Annotated in this window: 23 protein-coding genes; 20 read left to right on the forward strand and 3 right to left on the reverse strand. The window is 30.1% G+C overall.

Annotation, left to right across the window (positions count from 1 at the left end):
* Positions 1-4: 4 nt before the first annotated feature.
* The 11 genes from ACKTTV_RS13830 to ACKTTV_RS13880 all read left to right on the forward strand — a co-directional run bounded on the left by ACKTTV_RS13830 (position 5) and on the right by ACKTTV_RS13880 (position 7,749).
* Complete coding sequence (locus tag ACKTTV_RS13830) at positions 5-355, forward strand: hypothetical protein (RefSeq protein WP_408031437.1); 351 nt, start codon at positions 5-7, stop codon at positions 353-355.
* Between the two features lie 9 nt (positions 356-364).
* Complete coding sequence (locus tag ACKTTV_RS13835) at positions 365-769, forward strand: DUF805 domain-containing protein (protein WP_408031438.1); 405 nt, start codon at positions 365-367, stop codon at positions 767-769.
* Positions 770-938: 169 nt separating this feature from the next.
* Complete coding sequence (locus tag ACKTTV_RS13840) at positions 939-1,394, forward strand: DUF5063 domain-containing protein (RefSeq protein ID WP_408031439.1); 456 nt, start codon at positions 939-941, stop codon at positions 1,392-1,394.
* Positions 1,387-1,677, forward strand: a complete 291-nt coding sequence (locus ACKTTV_RS13845; RefSeq protein WP_408031440.1) for a hypothetical protein — start codon at positions 1,387-1,389, stop codon at positions 1,675-1,677. The genes ACKTTV_RS13840 and ACKTTV_RS13845 overlap by 8 nt, the downstream gene beginning before the upstream one ends.
* A gap of 103 nt (positions 1,678-1,780) precedes the next feature.
* Positions 1,781-1,921, forward strand: a complete 141-nt coding sequence (locus ACKTTV_RS13850) for a hypothetical protein (protein ID WP_408031441.1) — start codon at positions 1,781-1,783, stop codon at positions 1,919-1,921.
* 189 nt (positions 1,922-2,110) lie between these two features.
* Entirely contained in the window at positions 2,111-2,677 is a 567-nt protein-coding gene (locus tag ACKTTV_RS13855; protein ID WP_408031442.1) for a hypothetical protein, read from the forward strand.
* A 97-nt stretch (positions 2,678-2,774) separates the two neighbouring features.
* Positions 2,775-3,554: a hypothetical protein gene (locus ACKTTV_RS13860; protein ID WP_408031443.1), complete on the forward strand. Its 780-nt coding sequence runs from the start codon at positions 2,775-2,777 to the stop codon at positions 3,552-3,554.
* 158 nt (positions 3,555-3,712) lie between these two features.
* Complete coding sequence (locus ACKTTV_RS13865; protein WP_408031444.1) at positions 3,713-4,954, forward strand: hypothetical protein; 1,242 nt, start codon at positions 3,713-3,715, stop codon at positions 4,952-4,954.
* Positions 4,955-5,227: 273 nt separating this feature from the next.
* Positions 5,228-5,950 carry a hypothetical protein gene (locus tag ACKTTV_RS13870; protein ID WP_408031445.1) on the forward strand — a complete coding sequence of 241 codons (723 nt, stop codon included), beginning with the start codon at positions 5,228-5,230 and terminating at the stop codon, positions 5,948-5,950.
* The gene (locus ACKTTV_RS13875) at positions 5,913-6,980 is read left to right on the forward strand and encodes a sensor histidine kinase (RefSeq protein WP_408031446.1); all 1,068 of its coding nucleotides are present in this window, start codon (positions 5,913-5,915) and stop codon (positions 6,978-6,980) included. The genes ACKTTV_RS13870 and ACKTTV_RS13875 overlap by 38 nt, the downstream gene beginning before the upstream one ends.
* A gap of 7 nt (positions 6,981-6,987) precedes the next feature.
* A complete protein-coding gene (locus ACKTTV_RS13880) occupies positions 6,988-7,749 on the forward strand; it encodes a LytR/AlgR family response regulator transcription factor (protein ID WP_408031447.1) in 762 nt (253 codons plus the stop codon).
* Between the two features lie 28 nt (positions 7,750-7,777).
* Here the strand turns inward: ACKTTV_RS13880 and ACKTTV_RS13885 are convergent, their stop codons facing one another.
* Together ACKTTV_RS13885 and ACKTTV_RS13890 are read right to left on the reverse strand one after the other, a co-directional pair.
* Positions 7,778-7,957, reverse strand: a complete 180-nt coding sequence (locus ACKTTV_RS13885) for a CPXCG motif-containing cysteine-rich protein (RefSeq protein ID WP_408031448.1) — start codon at positions 7,955-7,957, stop codon at positions 7,778-7,780.
* Between the two features lie 55 nt (positions 7,958-8,012).
* Positions 8,013-10,031, reverse strand: coding sequence for a VWA domain-containing protein (locus ACKTTV_RS13890; RefSeq protein ID WP_408031449.1), 2,019 nt, complete (start codon positions 10,029-10,031; stop codon positions 8,013-8,015).
* A gap of 132 nt (positions 10,032-10,163) precedes the next feature.
* On the opposite strand from ACKTTV_RS13890, the gene ACKTTV_RS13895 reads away from it, so the two are divergent.
* Positions 10,164-10,508 carry a hypothetical protein gene (locus tag ACKTTV_RS13895; RefSeq protein WP_408031450.1) on the forward strand — a complete coding sequence of 115 codons (345 nt, stop codon included), beginning with the start codon at positions 10,164-10,166 and terminating at the stop codon, positions 10,506-10,508.
* Positions 10,509-10,598: 90 nt separating this feature from the next.
* Here ACKTTV_RS13895 and ACKTTV_RS13900 read toward each other — a convergent pair whose 3' ends face one another.
* Positions 10,599-11,006 carry a group III truncated hemoglobin gene (locus ACKTTV_RS13900; protein WP_408031451.1) on the reverse strand — a complete coding sequence of 136 codons (408 nt, stop codon included), beginning with the start codon at positions 11,004-11,006 and terminating at the stop codon, positions 10,599-10,601.
* 67 nt (positions 11,007-11,073) lie between these two features.
* On the opposite strand from ACKTTV_RS13900, the gene ACKTTV_RS13905 reads away from it, so the two are divergent.
* The 8 genes from ACKTTV_RS13905 to ACKTTV_RS13940 all read left to right on the forward strand — a co-directional run bounded on the left by ACKTTV_RS13905 (position 11,074) and on the right by ACKTTV_RS13940 (position 21,135).
* Positions 11,074-11,670 (forward strand): Crp/Fnr family transcriptional regulator, encoded by a 597-nt coding sequence (locus tag ACKTTV_RS13905; RefSeq protein WP_408031452.1) that lies wholly within the window; start codon positions 11,074-11,076, stop codon positions 11,668-11,670.
* A gap of 148 nt (positions 11,671-11,818) precedes the next feature.
* Positions 11,819-14,920 carry a T9SS type A sorting domain-containing protein gene (locus tag ACKTTV_RS13910; protein ID WP_408031453.1) on the forward strand — a complete coding sequence of 1,034 codons (3,102 nt, stop codon included), beginning with the start codon at positions 11,819-11,821 and terminating at the stop codon, positions 14,918-14,920.
* Positions 14,921-15,158: 238 nt separating this feature from the next.
* The gene (gene purB, locus ACKTTV_RS13915) at positions 15,159-16,502 is read left to right on the forward strand and encodes an adenylosuccinate lyase (protein WP_408031454.1); all 1,344 of its coding nucleotides are present in this window, start codon (positions 15,159-15,161) and stop codon (positions 16,500-16,502) included.
* Positions 16,503-16,506: 4 nt separating this feature from the next.
* Entirely contained in the window at positions 16,507-17,073 is a 567-nt protein-coding gene (locus tag ACKTTV_RS13920) for an adenylate kinase family protein (RefSeq protein WP_408031455.1), read from the forward strand.
* A complete protein-coding gene (locus ACKTTV_RS13925; protein WP_408031456.1) occupies positions 17,070-17,519 on the forward strand; it encodes a hypothetical protein in 450 nt (149 codons plus the stop codon). Before ACKTTV_RS13920 ends, ACKTTV_RS13925 begins: the two co-directional genes overlap by 4 nt.
* A 3-nt stretch (positions 17,520-17,522) precedes the next feature.
* Entirely contained in the window at positions 17,523-18,296 is a 774-nt protein-coding gene (locus ACKTTV_RS13930; protein WP_408031457.1) for a TerC family protein, read from the forward strand.
* Positions 18,297-18,414: 118 nt separating this feature from the next.
* Complete coding sequence (locus ACKTTV_RS13935; RefSeq protein WP_408031458.1) at positions 18,415-18,693, forward strand: hypothetical protein; 279 nt, start codon at positions 18,415-18,417, stop codon at positions 18,691-18,693.
* A 39-nt stretch (positions 18,694-18,732) separates the two neighbouring features.
* Positions 18,733-21,135 (forward strand): TonB-dependent receptor, encoded by a 2,403-nt coding sequence (locus ACKTTV_RS13940; protein WP_408031459.1) that lies wholly within the window; start codon positions 18,733-18,735, stop codon positions 21,133-21,135.
* Positions 21,136-21,149 lie beyond the last annotated feature (14 nt).

Below are 21,149 nucleotides of genomic sequence, written 5' to 3' on the forward strand. Positions count from 1 at the left end.
TATTATGAGTAAACTAAAATTAAAATTAACAAAAATCGATCCTGTAAAGTACGCTTTAATTACCGCAAGTTTAATGGCTTTAATGGCTTTTATTATGATTGGTATAATGACCTTATTTGGCAGCATATTCGGAGCTTTAGGTGCAGGTGCATCAAGTGAACTAGGTCCCCTAGCAATGATAATGGGTGGTGGAATTTTCGCGTTAATTCTTTTCCCTATTATCTATTTTGTTTTCGGTTTTATAATTGGCTTCATAGGTACTATGCTTTTTAATTTTGTGTTAAAAAAAGCAGGAGGTCTTGATTTAGAGTTTGAAAAAACCGGAGTTGAAATTTCTAGCATAGGACAAGAATAAGGGAAGGGAATGGAATGGTATGTATATTGTTTAAAAAACACCTTTAACTTCCATTCTAGAGGGAGAAGGAAAGAGTTTTGGATGTTTACTTTATTCAATATTCTTATCATTGCTTCTATTTTAGGCAGTGGATTGTTCTTTTCTAAATCCTTTGATCATGAAGATCTTACTTTTGGTATTGCAGGGATCTATGTACTTTTAATACTAATTCCAAGTCTTGCAGCTGTGGTTAGAAGACTCCACGATACTGGCAGATCTGGATGGTGGTTTCTGATTAGATTTATTCCTATTATAGGTAATATTTGGTTGTTAATTCTACTGGTCGAAGACAGCCAACTAGGAAAAAATAAGTGGGGCAATAATCCAAAAGGAATTGGAAATGACACAGAAATCGATCAAATAGGTCAAGAATAAAAGTGTTTATATAAACTAAAAAAAACCAACAGTTTGTTGGTTTTTTAGTTTTTTCTCTTTTTAATTAAACAATACCCGAAAGTTGGGGTATTTGGCAATATAAATAAGATAACGGTTATATTTGTTTAGATATAACTAGTTGTAACACATTTGAGCAAACCAATAAAAATTGAGTGAATTAAGAAAACTTATAGACCAAATCACAGAATTCGGAATCAATCCAAAAGTGGAATTGACCGAAAAAAACGATATTCTAAAAAAGCTGTTAATCGGAATTTACTTTGAATTTCTAAATGTGGAATTTGAATATGATGAAATGGATTATGACGAAAAACCTGATTTTAATTATAACAAAATAAAGGAAAATGTTAAATCCAACTTCCCTGATTTTGATTGGTATAGTATGGTTTTAGATTCAAACAAAATGGAACCTAATATAGAAATCGGAATTGGAGACGAATTAGATGATTTGACTGATATTATAAAAGATTTGTTAGAAGTAAAATGGCGTATGGAAAATACGAGCGAGAAAGATGCTATTTGGCATTTTGAACTTTTAATGAGAACTCATTCTGAAAAACATTTCGTAGATTTATTAAAACGACTGAAAGAACGGGATGGATAAATTACTCAACAGCAAATCTATAAACGGAATAATTCAAGTAATAGCCTCTTTATTTTGGGTATGGAATTTTGTAGAATTATTATATCTATACCATTACACGGATATTTTGTTTAACTTTATGTATCCGAATTGGACACTCGTTCTTTTCATTTTAATGGGTTTAATAGGAGCTTTAATTGGCTCGTCTGTATTTTTGAAGAAAAAGAAAATCAAAAATGGATACTTTCTATTAATTGGATTATTTGTTATTGGACTTATAATCAACTTAATTGTAGTATCATAAAAGAATAAAAACAGTATTACAACACCACCTGAACTACATTAAAACACGGTTTAACAGAAGAGTTAACAACAATATAAAAATGGAAGAAATTGAAATTGAAAAAATGATACATTTTCTGTATCGGATGCCAATGTATTTAGAAGATATAACAAAAGATAATATTATCTCTTTCATACATGGAGTAGATTTTGGAAAACAATACAGACCTTTTTGGACTGAGCTTTTAAAAGAATCCAGAAATTAAATAATGAAATGATTATTAAGGAAATCAAGCTAAGGAAAAGATATAATAGCTAAAATCAGTATGAATAATTGCTAAACTCAGTCTATTTTTCAAAGTTCTTCTCTAAAATAGAGAACTAAGATTTTTTAACTAATTTTGGTGCTAAATTGCAATATTTACATACCAATATATTGGCTCTAATTTGAAGATATGAAGATAAATCAAATTTTTACTTTAATTTTTACGTTTGTGGTTTTGACAAACTGCGGGGACGACAACAAAGAGCTAAAATTTCAAGAAAAGGATAAGGAAAAAATAGTTTTGCAAAGAGATATTCTTTCTGAAAAATACCTAAAAACAGTTGAATTTAAAAATCATCTTTATTCAAAGTTTTTTGATACGATTTCTGGAAAAATGACCTATGAATACGAATCTGAACTCTGGAAAAATGATAAAATAATTGGCGGATTTATTGTTTCTACCTTTATATATCCAAAGTCTGACTTAAATAAAATGGACGAGCATTTTTTTAATTACTTAGCTGGGTTTAACTTTGGGGAGTTCATCTCTTCAGGCATAAGATACCAAAGAACTCACAAAATTGAATTACCCTTTCGAGAATATCGAATTTATGAGACGTACAAAAATGACACTTTAAATATGGGGTTATCATTTAATGTTTTGAAAAAAAATAAGATAATATTTGCTTCGGTTGTGACACATGATCCGTTTGAATTGGAAATTAAAAAACTAATAGACAAACTAAATAAAATATAAAAACTTCATTCAAAAATCGTATTAAAAAGCAGCTTAGCCAAACCGTAAGCAAAAATGCCTTGGAATGATATTTGATAGAAATCAGAAAACATAAATTATGAAAAGAAATATTCTACTACTATTCTTGATTTTTGGAGTTAAATCGCTTTTCGCAGAATGCTCAATGAGTGGAATGGTATTCTACCCTGAACAAAAGGAAATTAGTCTAAATTCAATGTTCATTATTCAAGGCTATGCTGACAGCCAAAAAACAATAAACAGTTTTAAAGAAAGAACAATCTACCTTGAAAGTGAAAATGGAGAATTAATTAAATTAAACCTTCAAGAAATTCTAATAGGCCAAATGAATTTAACTCAGGCTATTTTTAGGCCTTCAAAAAAATTAAAACCAAATACTACCTACTTTCTAAAGTATTCAGAACCAACCGAAAATGAGGTCAGAGAAATGAAACAATTCAACAGAGAGAAAAAAGTTAGAGAAAAAGTTTTTTGGAGAACCACCAAGAAGAGCCAATTTAAATCCTTGAATTCTAATCTGAATATTGTATTTGAAAAAACCCAAGTTATTCAATATGGTTGCGGACCATCTAGCAATGCTATTTTTAAAGTTAAAAACAAACCTGAATCTGAAGTTTGGTACAAAACAGAAGTTGTTGACTTAAGCGATAATAGCAAAAAAGTATTTTATATTAAAGAATGGAATGGTAGGTTAAACGTTGGACATGGTATGTGTTCGGGAGCATTTACTTATAGGAATAAAGGTAAGTATAAGGTTAGGTTCACTCCAATGAACACAGACGGAAAATCATTAAAAACTACCCAATGGAAAACTTTTAAAAGTCCTTATATGAACTACAAAAATCCATTTGGTAATTAAAGCACTATAAATTACAATACACTTAACTGTATTAAAGTGCAGTTTAGTTAGAACGTTGTGCTTAATTAAAAAACAAAAACCGAGAAATTTCAGCTATTTTTAATAAAAATGGTTCGACCAATCATATCCTTAACTTTCAAAACTATTTAACCGAACAAATGTGTATTGAGAATGAAAAACTAACCTTTTGCACCTGTGCTAAAAAGAAAATTAAGTCATCAAATAACTATGATGGTGATATCTATTATTGGTGGAAGCTTACATCATATTTAGGATCAAAAAGAACTACTTTAATAGGTAAGGTTTTGAAACCTTCAAAAGATTTGGGTAATGGGTTAAACTTAAAGAGGGTATTAACAATGCTTAATTCTAATGAGAGCTATTTTGATTTTGACTATCAGCCTCAAGAATCAGATTGTTTAAGCTTCAGCAATGGACTAGAACACCCTCAATATGAATATTTTCGAGTTATTTATAAAAATAAGAAATGGCAAGAAGGTGGACATCCAATTTTTTCTTCAGTAATCAAAACGATTGCACAAGGTAAAATATATAGAGAGGTATCAGTACCAATAAAGACGTGTAATTGGTTAATATCTCAAAAACGACTTTCTGAAAAAGAGTTATTTCTTAAACTGTACTCCTTAGAAAACTTTAATAAACAAAAGAAATTCATTACCGCTTTAGTTAAAAGGTTTCCAAAAGATACTTATCAAAGAGCTCTTAACCTATGTGATTCCGATTCTAGACTGGATAAAATTTTAGGGTTCCGTTTAATAGCAGAATTACATAGTTCTAGATATAACTTCGCACAAATAAGACAATTTCTTTTTGATAAGGTAGATTCAATACTTGACAAAGAAATTTTAAAAATTATAATATTCACATTAACATCAGATTTAAATTTACTTAATAATAAAGAAATAAAAAGCTTATTATCTCTAAAGAAAAAAGGAAATGACTTTAAACTTATCTTGATGGATGAATTCATCCATCTTGATCACTCTTCTGTTACCAGTTTTTTCATAGAATTATGCCGAGATAAGAATTGGGAGGTGAAAGAAAATGCTGTTATCAACTTGAGTTATGCTAAGCATTGGAATACCTCTAAAATAAATGAGATCCTCTGGGAGAATTTAAAGAGCAAAAAACTAAATCAACACGCTGTCTATGGTCTTGCCTGCCGAAAGAATCAAAATATTAAACCAATTTTAGTCAAAAAGCTACAAATCATTGATCATAATGATTCCCTTATTCTCGAAGCCATTGAAAAATTGGGGGATTCTAGTATGATTCCTCTTTTAGAATCTAAGTTAAAAACGGTATCCCCTAATAAGTATCTTTCGGAATTACTATTAGAAACTATTCAAGAATTAAAAATGAATGGCAACATAATTTAAAAAAACAAAATGTAAGAGAAACTATTAATCGTCTGAAACCAAATCAGTTCAAAAAATAGAATATTCCCCATTTACAATTTTAACTAATATTAAGATCGAGTTCGCTGCTTAACCCAACAGTTTAGCGTAATTTTACCAATCCGTAAAAACATTAATACCAATTAAACTAAGTTAAACCTATAAATTCCTAAGTTAAATGGAAACCACTTGTAACAGGTCTGAATTCGCCCCAATTTTGCTTCAAAATAATTAAATAATTAAAACAGAAGTAATATGAATACAGACTCTAATTATAGTGCTATTAAACAACAAAATCGTTTGTTAAAAGGAGTGTTAGCCGCAGTAGGTACATTATCTCTTACACTTGTTATATCAGCCTTTAAAAGCTCAACTAGTAATGTTAAACATTTTGATGAAATTGTTGTTAAGAAATTTACAATGATTGATAGTTTGGGTACAGAACGAATCAGAATGACAACCGATCTTTCTACTGGTCCTTTTGGAGGAGAGGAAATAAAACGAAACATGCCCCCTAATATGGCTGCGATTATATTTATGGGGCAAACCGGTGATGAAGTTGGTGGTATCGGTTATGGAGGTACGAAGGAACAGACTTTTGCTTTGAATGGTCTAGACTACACAGACATTCCTTTGGAGGCAATTGGTTATCATAGATTCCAAACTCCTGATGGTTCAGTTGCAAAATTTGTCGTTGCGGACGGCCCAAGAAAAGATTCTGGTTTTGATAAAAAGAAATTTATCGAAGAAACCAAAAGCCTGGATTATAAGAACGGTAAACTAGGTGAACAAATGAAAATATTACAATCTCAAATGGTTTCAAGAGTCAATTTAGGTGTTGAAAATCATAACGCTGCACTAACGCTTTATGACAGTAAACAAAATGCCCGAATCATTTTAAAAGTAGATGATAATGATGAAGCTATATTCGAAATTTTAGATGCAAAAGGAAATGTGGTACACAAATATTCGAAATAGTAAAACAAGTAAAAATATTTTAATTGGAGCGCTCCTAATTACCTATGCTGTAATTTGGAGTGCCCTCAATTACTATATAAAACATACATATACAACCGAAGGAGATGTGCCATTTTATAAACTAGAGATTCATTTAGTTTTTATATTCTATTGCCTCCTAACTCCAATCGCATTGTTTCATATCATTAAGTATTTTGATGCCAAAATATATTATCCGCGTATTAGACAATATGTTTTTTTGTTGCTTTTGGTTATATTTATAACTCTAATTTGGTCTATAATTTATTTCGTTCTTATCAGACTTATTTTTACTGGAGGTATAGGTATCCCCTTTAACTTGATATTACTAAATGCCTTTGATTGGGAGGTATCCTTTGGAATTCCAATAGTACTTTTAATGCTCGGTTATTTTTACATGCTTAAAAATGTAAAGCAAAAGAAGCAGATAGATGATAATGAAAAAGCACTACTGAAAAATCAACTTGATTTACTCAATAAAGGTTTTGAACCTCATTTTTTATTTAACAACTTAAATATATTGCATCATCTTGTAGATACGAATCAAAATGAGGCGAAAGACTTTATAACTGATCTTGCTTTTTTATATCGTCATATAATAAAATCAAATACTCAAGCTATTATTCCCTTAATTCAAGAAGTTAGTTTTGCGAAAAAATATTTAAACATTATCAATGTCAAATTCAACAATTGCTATGATATAAAATTCCTTATTGATGATTTCAGAAATATATTTTTAGTTCCAAATACTCTTCAAGTTTTAATTGAAAATTTTGTAAAACATAATACTTGTGACGAGGGTGAAAAAATTGAATTGACTATTGAAAAAAGACATGAAACATTGATAATAAGTAACCCCAAGAAATTATCAAAAAAACCTATGTCAGCATCCAATAAAACAGGGTTAAAAAATTTAATTGAACGGTATGAACTTAGCCTTGGAGCACAAGTAATTGTACAAGACAATGAAGACATCTTTACCGTAAGTATTCCTTTAATTGTAGAAAACTAAAAACAACATGAACATTATCATCATTGAAGACGAAATTCAATCGAGAAAAAAAGTAGAAGATTATATTCAACAATATGACCCTAAAGTAAATATAGTGTTGAGTACCGGCTCTTTTAAAGAAGCTATAAACACTCTTGTGAATCATTCAATTGATTTAGTGCTTTCAGATATTGAAATTTTGGATGGTAATGTTTTTGATTTATTAACAGAAACACCTATTATTTGCCCTTTTATTTTTATTTCTGCTTATGACCATTATTCATTTAATGCTCTTGAAAATCATGGATTTGGTTATTTATTAAAACCGTATACATACGAGCAATTTTCAATAGTAATGGATAATTACTTTAACTTAAAAACAAAAATCTCAAATTCAAATGAACGCCGTATAGAGGCCTTGCAAATGTTTCAGCAACCCGATTATAGAAAGCGCATTGTAGTACAATCTGGTAAAGAAAAGGTTATTATTCTAAAGGTAAGTTCGGTCAAGTTAATCGAAATTGAACAAGGTGTTTTATTTGCTCATACAGAATTGGGTGAAAAATTTGTTATAAAGGAAACTTTAACTCTAAGCAATATTGAATCAACACTTAACCCACAAACGTTTTTTAGAATTAATAAGTCTCAAATTGTCAATATTGACTTCATTTCAATGTATGAACAATATGGTAAAAATAAGGTTGTTGTTAAATTAATTGGAAACAAAAATGGAACATTAATCACATCCGTAAATAGAACCCCACTGTTTAAAGATTGGGTAAAAAAGTAACATACGAATTAAGATATAAAATAGCAATTTAAAAATCCTGATTAACACTAAATGTAACCAATTCCGAATTTATAAAGGAAGCATTAATTTGCATAGGGTTACAACAATTTTCACAATCTTCAATATAGCTTTGGTGTTCAATACTCGAATCTATCAACATGGAAATCTGTTGCCAGCAATAAGGGCACTGAAAAAAGTGTTCTATCATGATAACAATATAAATTTAAGAAGATAAAAAAGTAATATTCGGATACCTGCTGAAATCAGATTCGTCCGTAATATTTTCTAATAAACCACTCTAAAGATAATAAGAAAACGATCAACATTAAAATCCAATACCATTCAATTAAGTTCTTTTTAGATGTTGTAGATTTTTGAATTGTGAAGTACTCTGTATCTGAATTTAGTTCACTGATTAAAGATTCTATTTCATTTTTATAAAACAGCTTTCCCTTTGTATTTAGTGCCAATTTCTTAAGCTTTGCTTCATTTGCATTTACAAATTGATCCTCTATTTCAAATTCTGTAATATTAAATCTTCCAAATTTCTTTATAGTTTGGTTTTTGACAGAAACTTGATAAGAATAACTTCCTGGTTCTAGACCTTCTACAGAAACTTGATACGAGTTATTCATTAAAGAAAATGGCAAGTTTACAACCTTTTTTGTTTCCTTATTAGTTATCCTTAATTCTAAAGAAGCTCTATTGTCAAAACGATAGTTTTTATCTACATAAAAAGCTGAAAAAGTAATACTTTCGTTAGCAGGGTAAATACTTTTTGCCTTTACCTCTAACCTACTTCTCTTTTTGTTTGTTGCTAAGTATTGAACGATATTTCCTGTAAAGGCATCAAAACTTTCAAAAGTTTTATCTTTCATAAAGCTTGCTGCTCTCCATTTCCAAATACCTTCACCAAACAAAATCATGGTATTGTTTTCCCCCTCCTCTAACGTAGCTAACAAAGGTTGTCCAGAATCTACTCCTCCAATATTTTGACTTAACAAAACCTGATTGCTTCTTGTAAGCTCTATTTTCCCAAAAGTATCTTCCAATGGCGGGAATTCCTCAAAACCAATATTTTCCTGTAAAAAAGTTAAAAATTGATCGTTGTAGGAAGCGGTAGAAACTTCTTGTTGATTTATAACTGTTCTATTAACACCCAAACCAAGAGTGCTCAAAAATCGCCAATCCGTTTTTGTTCCAGAAATTAAAAGGTAATCGGTCGAAATCTGTTCAAAAACTCTCCTAAAATGAAAATTAGGTTGATAAAATACATACATCTGATAATCATCTAGAACAAAGGTGTCTTTATTCATGATTTTAATATCTACCTTTCGTTGCTTGTTACTTTCAATCGATTTCTTAAGAGCTCCTAAATCTGGATGTAAAATCGAGCTTAATAACAGAACTTTCGTTTGCTCATCAATTACTTCAACTGAAAAACTTTTATAGTTGTTCTTTGTATTTTTTTCACCTGATAATCGACTAATTGAAGCTTGATAATACTGTACTCCTTTTTCATTAGAGGTTAATGTTGTACTAACCGTTTGAGACGTTTGATTAGGAGAAAACTCAAGTTTCTTTGTAAAAACTCTTCTTCCTTTATGAGTAATTGTAAACACAGAGCTCACGGACTCATCCCCTTCATAATGAATTAGTGCTTCAACTGGAAATTTATTCTTTATATAACTATATTTATTGACATTTAGCTGAGTTAGTTGGATGTCTTGATATTTAGTTGTATCTCCTAAAACAACTGGATATATCTTATTTTTAGTAGAATAATATTCATAATCGTTTCCAGTTGTTTGGTTACCGTCTGTAACCAAAATTGTGGCTAGCTTATGTTTTGGATATAATTTATTAACTGTCGCTATTGCCTCGTTAATATCAGTATTCCCTTTCTCAAAGGTTAAACTATCCAAAGGTTTTAAAGATTCGCCAAAACTAAAAGGAATTACTTCGAACTTTTCATTTAATTTCTCATTTGCTTTTATTGCTTCAACAATGTTTTCTACATTTTTTTCTTCATTAAAAATACTAGTAGATTTAGAGTCGTCAATTAATAGAGAAACAATAGGTTTTATATTCTCAGTACTTACAACATTAAATTGCGGGTTAATCAAAAGAATTCCAATAAAAAATAGGCTTAACGCTCGTAAAGCAAAAAGAGCTATGGTTATTTTAGGTTGTTTTCTTTCTTTATAAAAATACTGAAAAAAAGCGACCGCTAAACTTACAAGTAAAGCTACTACAACGTAAATTAATGTTAATGACTCCAAAGAATATTTTTTAAAAATGTGAAGATAAAAATATCTTCTAAATATGTGTTATCCATTTTGTTCTAATTTATGATTGAGGTCATAAATAAGAAAGAGACTATCCATTAATTTTGTAGTATCAAATATTAAAATATGGATACCACAAATTCAATACCCGCAAACATTACAATTTCAAAACAGCGAAACTTCTCATTGGTTTCAGCTATCAATAATTGGGTTAAAAAAGAACAAGAAAATGCTTTTGGAATTTCCATTTTATTTATCATGGTAGGTACAATGGTTGCTTCTATCTCCGCTGCTCTAGCCATTCATGGCGATATCGCATATTTTCCTTTAGCTTTTACCTGTTTATCAGCAATGGGAGCTAATGTTACCGCTATTAGTCAGCGTCCGTTTAAAGTAGTTACTTGGGCATTTATTATCAATATTGTTGGAAACTTGTTACTTATTATTTATCAACTTATTCCTTTCATGTAGAAAGTAGGTGTTTTTTTAAATAAAAATTTTCAGATATACCGGTGTATCTGAAAATTTAAAACAGTAATTAATAATTTATTCGAATAAAAACTATTTCATTGAAGACTTAGGTCTGTTTTCAAACATTTTAAAAAACAACATAGAAGCTATATTTCTTGCTCTCTCTTTAGCGTTATTTGCTTTTTCTCCAACAAATAACTCGTCTATGGTCGAAAACCATAATTGCAGCCAACGACCAAAATGGTTTTGAGAAATATTGTATTCAAAATTTCTATCAACATCCTTATGGGTTTTAACTGGGTTTCCTTTGAATTTTCTTACAAAAAACAAATTTGTCTCCCAGAAATCGGTAAGTTTTTCTAAATGATCCTTCCATTCAGCCTCAGGTATTGTTTCAATAAAAATAGGTCCAATAAAATCGTCCTTCTTTATACGATCATAAAATGTTGAAACCAATAAATAAACGTCTTCTCTCGATTCTATTTCTCTTTTATTCATGTAAAATCCAATTAATAAGCTCCAAAAGTATATATTTACATCAACCTTTTTTATGACCTAAATCATAATGATTCCAGAAGATATATTATTTGAATATAACGCCAAGATTAAAGCTTTTGATAAAGATGAAAAAATATTTTCTGAAAACGAAATTGCTCGAAACTATTATCAGGTATTAAAAGGGGCTGTTAAAATGAGTAATTTTAACGATGATGGAAAGGAATTTATTCAAGGCATTTTTTATAAGGAGCAAAGTTTTGGAGAACCTCCATTATTTATTAACGTTCCTTATCCTGCAAATGCGATTACCTTATCCGATTCAGAAATACTCATATTACCCAAAGAAAGGTTACTTGATTTACTAACGAAACATCATGATATTCATTTAAAAATAACGGAAAACCTAGCAAAACGACTCTATTATAAGGCAATTATAGCTTCTGAAATTTCGGGCCAAGAACCTATGCACAGAATCCTCCGTTTTTTTGACTATCTAAAAAATGATGTTCATGAACTTACTTCGAATTCTTCATTTAAAATTCCTTACACAAGACAACAAATTGCCGATGTTTTAGGATTACGCGTTGAAACCGTAATTCGATCTATAAAAAATTTAGAAAAAAAGGGAGAGGTAAAAATAATTTCCAGAAAAGTATACAGGTAACTCATTGATAATCTTTACTATAAACAAACCTATAAGAAATAGAGTAGTTTAAGCTAAGGTTAAGTAAGATTCTTTTTCCTTTTGAAACAGTCTATCTACCATTTATTTTTCTACATTTGCTCGCTAATTAATTTAAAATTAATTCTATATGAAGAAAAACTACTTATTTACATTGCTATGCTTATTTCCTCTTTATTATTTAACTGCTCAAAACAATTTTGTTCCAAACGGAGATTTTGAAAATTGGCAAAGTCACAATGGAAGCCCAACAGAATGGAGCAGATATCTAAATGGTATATGGAGAGAAAGCAATATGGCTCAAAACGGAAATTCAAGTCTCGAACTTGAAATTGATGCTGGTTATACCCAAAACTTCGTATTTAGCCCAGACATTAGCTTCACACAAGGTACTACCTATGTTTGCAGCTTTTATTATAAGGTTATATCGGGTACTTTTACTAAAGTTAACTATAATTTAGTTCATAAACCAGGAGTTTGGCCACAGGACCTCTCTACCAATGAGTTTACTGACTTTTCAGGAACTAATTGGATTAAAGGGGAATTTGAATTTACGGCTCCTTCAACAGAAAACATTCAAGTTTATATTAAAACTTATGGAAACGAAGGCGCTAAAATATTAATTGATAACGTATCATTAGTAGATAAAAACCCTATCGTTACTATTCCTGATGCTAACTTTAAAAGTATATTATTAAATCACAGCCCAGTTATTGATACCAATGGTGATGGAGAAATTCAAGTATCAGAAGCCGAATCAGTAACAGGAACAATTAATGCCGAAGGTAATAGCAGACCTGACAATGAAAAAATTAGTGATTTAACAGGAATTGAAGCCTTTGTAAACATTAAAGACCTTCATTGCCAAGAAAACAACTTAAGCTCGATTGATTTAAGTAAAAATGTATTACTGGAGAATGTATTTATGACTAATAATCAAATTACTTCATTTGATGGGGCTAATTTAAACAAACTAATTAGGATAAATGCCGACAGTAATAATCTTACTAGTTTTAACTTGGCCAATGGAAGTAACGAACTAATACAGCAACTATTAATAAATAATAATGCCCAGCTATTTTGTATTCAATTAGATGCTGATTTTGAAGCTCCATTCGATACTAATTATTATTGGCAAAAAGATTCTAAATGTAACTACAATAGTAATTGTGACGTTAATAATGTGATAAACATTCCTGATAATAACTTCAAACAAAAGTTACTTTCTAATGAATATATAAACACAAATCAAGATAATGAAATTCAGTATTATGAAGCCATTGATTATAACAGAACAATTGATGCCAGCAATAATTACGATACTCCTGATAATGAAAAAATCTCGGATTTAACAGGTATAGAACACTTCAAAAAAGTAACAGAATTATATTGTTCTTATAACAAATTAACTTCTTTAAATGTTAGCCAAAACGGTTATTTACAAAGACTATATTGTTCAAATAACGACTTAACGCAATTAGACCTTAGTCAAAATAGCAACCTAACAAGAGTTTTTTGTGGTGAAAATCAGTTGACTCAACTAAACTTCAGTCAAAACACTAATTTATCGGAGATTCAATGTAATGATAATCAAATAACTACTTTAGATTTAAGCCAAAATATTAATTTAACATTACTTAGAGCACAACGTAATCAGATAGCTACTTTAGACTTAAGTCAAAATACTAATTTAACGGAATTATCGTGTAGTAATAATCTATTAACGCAATTAGATCTAAGTCAAAACGTCAATCTAACAGAAATATACTGCCGAAGTAATCAATTGACAGAGCTAGATCTTAGTCAAAATAATAAAATAGTAACGTTTTATTGTGATAACAATCAACTTACTGATCTAAATATAAAAAATGGTGCCAATGAATCTATTGAAACTTTAGAAGTAAGAAGTAATAGGTTATTTTGTATTAAGGTAGATAATCCAGATTATTCCAATACTCAAACAAATTGGTTTAAAGACGATGCAGCAAGTTACAATACAGATTGCTCTAATATAACTTATGATATTATTGCCATTCCTGACCCAATATTCAAGCAAAAACTACTAGACAATTCATCTATCAACATTAACCAAGACAATGAAATACAAGAAGTTGAAGCAAATAGATATACAGGAAGTATTTATGTTAGTAATTCTTATTCTACCCCAAATGAAGAACGAATTTCTGATTTAACTGGAATTGAACATTTTCATAATTTAACCACGCTTTTCTGCCAATATAATAGCTTAACTAAATTAGATTTGCGTAATAATTCTTCATTAAAACAAATAGAATGTGGATGGAACGAAATTGATGAGTTAAAAATTAACCTTAATGCACCTTTGGAAAGACTTCTATGTTATGGAAATGACTTAAAAGAGCTAAATTTAAAAAACGGGAATAACAACATTTTAACAACTTTAGATTTACAGGGTAATCAACAATTATTATGTGTTGATGTAGATGACGTGGAGTTTGCTTATAACCAACCTTCTTGGTCAGAAGCTCCATATATGTCTTATAATACAAATTGTTCTCAAGCTTTAACTCAAATAGCAACTATACCAGATGCTAAGTTCAAAGAAGATCTTTTAGCTAACAATCGTATTAACATTAATGGTGATAATGAAATACAGCTTATGGAAGCTGAAAGAGTCACTTCTTTAGATGTAAGAACTAATGAAATATTAAACGTTCAAGGGCTTGAGTATTTTACAGGTCTTACTAATTTTAGATTAATTGGAACTCAAATTGTGAATTTAGATTTAAGTGCTAACACAAATTTAAAAGAGCTTTATTGTCGTTCAGGGCATTTGACTAATATTAACCTTAAAAATGGGAATAATGCCAACATATCAAGTGTAGATGTTAGATTTATAAATACATTATCATGTATTCAAGTTGATTCTGTAACAGATGCCGAAAACAATACTAATTGGCTAAAAGGTAGTACCGCTACTTATAGTTTAGATTGTTATGCAACAGCTGGTATCGATGAAGTATTTTCAAAGGAAATCAGTATATATCCTAACCCGGTAGAAGAAACTTTAACTATTTATATTGCCAATAATCAGTCAATTAAATCAGTACAAATCTTTAACTCATTGGGCTACTTGGTTATTAAAAGTAAAAAGACTGATATAAATACCGAGGAGCTTCCTACTGGAGTATACCTTGTAAGAATAGAAAGCCTCGATAATAAAGTCGGCTTCAAAAAAATTATAAAGAACTAGTTTGTAAAATAGTTTATTAAAGGTCTCTTTTAAAAGAGACCTTTTTTTATTTCCTATTACCCTCCATGAATTTAGAATCAATGCTTTTTAAAACAACAAAATCTCTTGATAAATTTCTTTAAAAACAGAAAAATATGTGATTCTAAAAAATTAAAACACCCCTATAAAATTTCCACTTTTAATACTTAATATCAATTGTAGAATTTTTACTTTTGTTGTTTCAACACAACAAATAAACATGAACTTAACACAATTAAATGCCATTTCTCCTATTGATGGTAGATACCGTAACAAAGTAGCGAGCTTAGCAAACTATTTTTCTGAAGAAGCGTTGATAAAATATAGAGTTAAAGTTGAAATTGAATACTTTATTGCTTTATGTGAAATTCCTCTTCCTCAATTGACGGAGTTCAACAAGGATTTATATGGTGATTTACGTAAAATTTATGAAGATTTTTCTGCTGAAGATGCAGGAAAAATTAAAGAAATTGAAAGCGTAACAAACCATGATGTAAAAGCTGTAGAATATTTCATTAAAGAAAAATTTGACGCTTTAAATTTACAAGCATTCAAAGAGTTTATTCATTTCGGATTAACTTCTCAAGATATAAATAACACGGCTATTCCATTATCTATTAAAGATGCCATGGAAGAAGTTTACTACCCTACTTTAGATACATTAGTTTCTAAATTAGCTGATTTAGCTGAGGAGTGGGATGATGTACCTATGCTTGCACGTACTCATGGACAACCGGCCTCTCCTACTCGCTTGGGTAAAGAGTTTTTTGTTTTTGTTGAGCGTATTAATAACCAAGTAATACATGTTCAACATGCACCACATGCAGCCAAGTTTGGTGGAGCTACTGGTAATTTCAATGCTCACAAAGTAGCATATCCAAATATCGATTGGAAAAACTTTGGAACTGATTTCGTTGAAAATATATTAGGATTGCACCACTCTTTCCCTACTACTCAAATTGAGCACTATGATCATATGGCTGCTTTGTATGATGGTTTAAAAAGAGTAAACACAATTTTAATCGATTTAAATAGAGATGTGTGGACCTACATATCAAACGACTATTTTAAACAAAAAATAAAAAAAGGAGAAGTTGGTTCTTCTGCAATGCCTCACAAAGTAAATCCTATAGACTTTGAAAATTCTGAAGGTAATTTAGGTATTGCCAATGCTATTTTTGAACACTTAGCAATAAAGCTTCCTGTTTCTCGCCTACAACGTGACTTAACTGACAGTACCGTTTTACGTAATGTTGGTGTTCCTTTCGGACATACCCTAATTGGATTTGCTTCAACCTTAAAAGGGTTAAATAAGTTATTATTGAACAAAGAAAAGTTTGAAGAGGATTTAGAAAATAATTGGGCTGTAGTTGCGGAAGCTATTCAAACTATTTTGCGTAGAGAAGCTTATCCAAATCCATACGAAGCTTTAAAAGGGCTTACACGTACTAACGAAAAAATAACACAGAACTCAATTGCTTCTTTTATTGATACGTTAGAGGTTTCTTCTGAAATTAAAGACGAATTAAAAGCGATCACCCCTTCTAATTATACTGGAATTTAAGGTTATGAACGTTATCATTTTCGGTCCTCCACTTGCTGGTAAAGGAACTCAATCGAAAAATATAATAGAAAATTTTGGCCTAACACATCTCTCTACTGGAGATGTGTTAAGAGCTGAAAAAGATAAAAATTCAGAACTAGGTAAAAAAGCCGAGCAGTATAGTAAAAACGGGCTTCTTGTGCCTGACGACTTAGTCATGAAAATTGTAGAGAATTTCTACAAGCTTAATATTGGGAAAGGCTTATTGTTTGATGGCTATCCAAGAAATATTAAACAAGCAAAACATTTGCTTGAATTTTTGAATACCGATAATAATAAAATCGACTTAGTTATTTATTTAAAAGTTCCTAAAAATATTCTTTTGGAAAGAGCAAAGAAAAGAGCTCTTGAAGAAAACAGAAAAGATGATGCGGACGCCGATACTGTAATTACTAGAATAAATGAGTTTAGTAAATTAACAATTTCTGCTATTGAGTATATAAAAGATACCGGAGTTAAAACTGTCGAAATAGATGGTACTCAAACTCGAGAAGATATTTTTAACGAGATAATTCAAATTTTAAAAAAGTGAAAGGTTTAAGAAATATATTAAAAAGGAATATTACCAAAGTTGTTTTTCTTGTTGTTTTGGCATGCTTAATAGGATGCAAATCAGAGCAAAAAGGAAACCCTGATCGCTTTAAATATGGAGTTTTCGAATTTCCCCCAATAGGAAATCTTAGCAAGATTAAAATTACCAGAGCAGATAGCTTACAAATTGAAGAGTATACTGAAAAAATTAGCATTTCGAATGATAGTATGAATACCGAAAAGCTAATTAAACATATTGATACTTTTTATATCAAATGGAAAAATAATTTCAATTATACTTGCATTATGAAAAATCCAAAAACAGATTTGGATAAAGATCCTATATTTGTGCAAATTACCAAGGTTAAAGATAGTTCTTACGATTTTTCTTTAAGAATTGGTTATTCAAATTATAAACAAACAGGAACCGTATATAAAGTGAAATAAACTATGGAAATTTTCTTACAAGCAGACACCTGGGGAGCTCTTGTCACCCTTACTTTTTTAGAAATTGTATTAGGTATTGATAATATTATCTTTATTTCAATAGCTGCAAACAAACTTCCTGAAGGTGAACAAAAAAAAGCAACAAACATTGGTCTTTTATTAGCAATGGTGCTTCGTATTGTATTACTCTTCGGAATATCATTATTAATAGCAATGAATGCTCCTTTCTTTCACATAGACTGGTCTTGGTTTAAAGCTGGATTTACAGGACAAAGTTTAATATTGTTTGCTGGAGGATTATTTCTTCTTTATAAAAGTACCAAAGAAATCCATCATAAGGTTGAAGGAAGTGAGAATCATTTAGAAGATGATGAACCTAAAAAAAAATACACGATAGGTCAAGCAATAGTACAAATTACATTGATTAATATCGTATTCTCATTTGATTCTATTTTGACCGCTGTTGGTATGACAAATGGTGTTGAAGGTGCTATGATTATTATGATTACTTCTGTTGTATTATCAATGATCATCATGATGTTATTTGCCAATCCTGTTGGAAAATTCGTGAATAAACATCCTACTATTCAAATGTTAGGGATGGCGTTCTTAATTCTTATCGGATTTATGTTAATTGCTGAAGCGGCTCACTTATCGCATGCTAAGTTATTTGGTCAAGAAGTAGGTGCAATTCCAAAAGGATATTTATATTTTGCTATTACATTTTCTTTAGTTGTGGAAATGTTAAATATGCGAATGAGAAAAAATAAGAAGTAGAAGAAAAACGTCTACTTTAACAGAAAAAAAGCCTCAATATTTTAATATGTTGAGGTTTCTTTTTTTTACTTACTTTTGTTCTGTGTTAAAACTTAAAAAGCACATAACATTATTTTGCTTGGTTGTATTATTGATTCCTTCAGTACTGCAATCTATCCATGCATTCGAAAACCACTCACATAATCTTTGTACTTCATTAGATGAGCATCATTTTCATGAACAAGAAGTTGACTGTTCTTTATGGCATTTTCATTCAGAAATATTTTCTTACAATTATGTAAATGACTTTGATATTGCTTTTGAGCAATCGTATCAGCTTATTGTTGAGCAAACGAAAAATGTCATGGTTTTAGATAATGCTAAAAAATCTCCAAGAGCTCCTCCTGCTCTACAATAATTATTCAACAATCTGTATATAATTATAATAAAATCATAAATGAATTTAAAGAGTATCGTTTTGGTACTTTTAATGATATGCACTTTTGCTTCATTAAGAGCTCAAGACTGTAAACACACATTTTCTGGCTTAGTAGAAGATTTTCATGATAAATCTCCTATTATTGGTGCTACTGTTTTTATTAAAAACTTAAATAAGTACACCACCACTGATACCGATGGAAAATTTTCTATCAAAAATATTTGTTCAGGTAAAATAACTGTTGAAATTTCTCATGTTGCTTGTGATCCTCAAATTTTTGAGCTACAAGTAAATGGAGATACTTATAAAGTTATTGATCTTGAGCATCATATTGAAGAGTTGAATGAAATCAGTGTCAAAGGAAGTGTTGGATTGAAAACCAAAACATCTCAGGAAACATTATTGAAAACTGAAACTTTAGAAAATTATAGTAATGCTAATTTAGGTGATGCTATCAAAAAAGTTTCTGGGGTCTCATCCATTAATACCGGAAACTCTATTGTTAAACCCGTGATAAACGGGCTCCATAGTAGTAGAGTTCTTATTTCATTTAATAATGTAAGGCTTCAGGATCAAGAATGGGGTATTGAACATGCTCCGAATATTGATATCAATGCTGCAGGGTCAGTTTCCGTAATTAAAGGAGCTAACGCACTTCAATATGGAGGTGATGCCATTGGTGGTGTTGTTATTGTTAATCCAGTAAGAACATTTAGTAAAGACACGTTACTTGGTAAAACTATAGTTTCTCAACAATCCAACGGTCACTTATTTTCTGCTACATCGAGTATTCGCAAAAATTACCGCTCTGGTTGGTTTATAAATGGTCAAGCTTCTTACAAAAGAGCTGGAGATTTTAGAGCTCCTGATTATTATTTAACTAATACTGGTATTGATTCAAAATCTTTTACAGTAGGTACTGGTTTTAAAAAGTTCGATAAAGGGTTTGAAGTTTTTTATAGTCATTTAACTAATGAGCTTGGAATTTTAAGAGCATCTCATATAGGAAATGTTACTGATTTAGTAAATGCTATTAATACTCAAAAACCTTTGGTTGCTGAAGATTTTAGCTTTGACATTAACAATCCTAAACAAGATGTAACTCATCAACTTTTAAAAGCCACTGCTTATAAACGTTTTAAAGGTTTTGGAAAAGTTTCTTTTCAATATGATTACCAACGAAATAAACGATTGGAATTTGATATACGTCGTGGAGGTAGAAGTACTAAGCCAGCTTTAGATTTATTACTTCAAACACATTCCGCCAAAGTTGACTTACACTTAGATTCAAATTCTGAAAACATATACAAGTTTGGTATCAATTCAGGTTATCAAAATAACTTCCCTGAAGTAACGGGAGTAAGAAGGTTAATTCCAGATTATGATCGTTACTATTTAGGTGCCTATGCCATTAGTAACATTAAACTAAATAGAATATTTTTAGAACTTGGTTTACGATATGATTTTGATCATATTAACGCCAAAAAGTTTTATAAAGATTCATTTTGGGAAGAAAAGAATTATCAACAAGACTTCGGACATACGGTCCTTAGAGACGATGTAGATGGTTCTCAATTGCTAGCCAATCCTAAATTCAATTATCATAATTTTTCTGCTTCTATCGGTGCATCCCATAATCTTAATGATAAAAACTCCATCACTATGAATTATGGCTTGTCAAATAGAGCACCCAATCCATCTGAGCTATTTAGTGACGGCTTACATCATTCTGCTGCGAGAATTGAATTAGGAGATTTACGCATACAACCAGAGACTTCTCATAGAGTCTCGGCTACATATCAGTATGATGACGATAAATTTAATATACGTTTAGAAGGTTTTTACAATTATATTTCAGATTTTATTTATATAGAGCCATCAGGAGTAGAAACAACATTAAGAGGTGCATTTCCTGTTTGGAGTTATAAGCAAATTAATGCGCAATTACTGGGGATAGATACCCACGTGCAATACCAATTAACACAAGATATTTTATTCAGTAATAAATTATCTTATTTAAACGGAAGAGATTTATCAACAAAAAGATCTTTGATAGACATCCCTCCCTTTAAATCAACCACATCCTTACTTTTTAAAAAGCCTAATTGGAAAAACTTTTATGCTTCTTTAGAAAGTGAATTCAATGCTGAACAGACACAATTCCCCGACAACAATTTTGAAGCTTACATACCTACTTCAGATAGTTTTGAATTGGTTGATGTCAGCACACCTCCATCATCATATCATTTATTAAATTTTTCTTCGGGATTTGAATTCAATTTATCTCAAACAAAATTTGGTTTGAATTTTTCAGTTGATAACATACTGAACACGTCCTATAGAAATTATTTAAATAGATTGAGATATTTTACTGATGATTTAGGCAGAAACTTTAAAATTCAATTAAAAATTTATTATTAAAAATTTAAAACTAA

Source organism: Tenacibaculum xiamenense (assembly GCF_964513065.1).
GTDB lineage: Bacteria > Bacteroidota > Bacteroidia > Flavobacteriales > Flavobacteriaceae > Polaribacter > Polaribacter xiamenense.

Coding starts and splice junctions, on each gene's coding strand:
- ACKTTV_RS13830 (WP_408031437.1), top strand. CDS start 5: ATGAGTAAACTAAAATTAAAATTAACAAAAATCGATCCTGTAAAGTAC.
- ACKTTV_RS13835 (WP_408031438.1), top strand. CDS start 365: ATGGAATGGTATGTATATTGTTTAAAAAACACCTTTAACTTCCATTCT.
- ACKTTV_RS13845 (WP_408031440.1), top strand. CDS start 1,387: ATGGATAAATTACTCAACAGCAAATCTATAAACGGAATAATTCAAGTA.
- ACKTTV_RS13850 (WP_408031441.1), top strand. CDS start 1,781: ATGATACATTTTCTGTATCGGATGCCAATGTATTTAGAAGATATAACA.
- ACKTTV_RS13855 (WP_408031442.1), top strand. CDS start 2,111: ATGAAGATAAATCAAATTTTTACTTTAATTTTTACGTTTGTGGTTTTG.
- ACKTTV_RS13860 (WP_408031443.1), top strand. CDS start 2,775: ATGAAAAGAAATATTCTACTACTATTCTTGATTTTTGGAGTTAAATCG.
- ACKTTV_RS13865 (WP_408031444.1), top strand. CDS start 3,713: ATGTGTATTGAGAATGAAAAACTAACCTTTTGCACCTGTGCTAAAAAG.
- ACKTTV_RS13870 (WP_408031445.1), top strand. CDS start 5,228: ATGAATACAGACTCTAATTATAGTGCTATTAAACAACAAAATCGTTTG.
- ACKTTV_RS13875 (WP_408031446.1), top strand. CDS start 5,913: ATGCAAAAGGAAATGTGGTACACAAATATTCGAAATAGTAAAACAAGT.
- ACKTTV_RS13880 (WP_408031447.1), top strand. CDS start 6,988: ATGAACATTATCATCATTGAAGACGAAATTCAATCGAGAAAAAAAGTA.
- ACKTTV_RS13885 (WP_408031448.1), bottom strand. CDS start 7,957: ATGATAGAACACTTTTTTCAGTGCCCTTATTGCTGGCAACAGATTTCC.
- ACKTTV_RS13895 (WP_408031450.1), top strand. CDS start 10,164: ATGGATACCACAAATTCAATACCCGCAAACATTACAATTTCAAAACAG.
- ACKTTV_RS13900 (WP_408031451.1), bottom strand. CDS start 11,006: ATGAATAAAAGAGAAATAGAATCGAGAGAAGACGTTTATTTATTGGTT.
- ACKTTV_RS13905 (WP_408031452.1), top strand. CDS start 11,074: ATGATTCCAGAAGATATATTATTTGAATATAACGCCAAGATTAAAGCT.
- ACKTTV_RS13910 (WP_408031453.1), top strand. CDS start 11,819: ATGAAGAAAAACTACTTATTTACATTGCTATGCTTATTTCCTCTTTAT.
- purB (WP_408031454.1), top strand. CDS start 15,159: ATGAACTTAACACAATTAAATGCCATTTCTCCTATTGATGGTAGATAC.
- ACKTTV_RS13920 (WP_408031455.1), top strand. CDS start 16,507: ATGAACGTTATCATTTTCGGTCCTCCACTTGCTGGTAAAGGAACTCAA.
- ACKTTV_RS13930 (WP_408031457.1), top strand. CDS start 17,523: ATGGAAATTTTCTTACAAGCAGACACCTGGGGAGCTCTTGTCACCCTT.
- ACKTTV_RS13940 (WP_408031459.1), top strand. CDS start 18,733: ATGAATTTAAAGAGTATCGTTTTGGTACTTTTAATGATATGCACTTTT.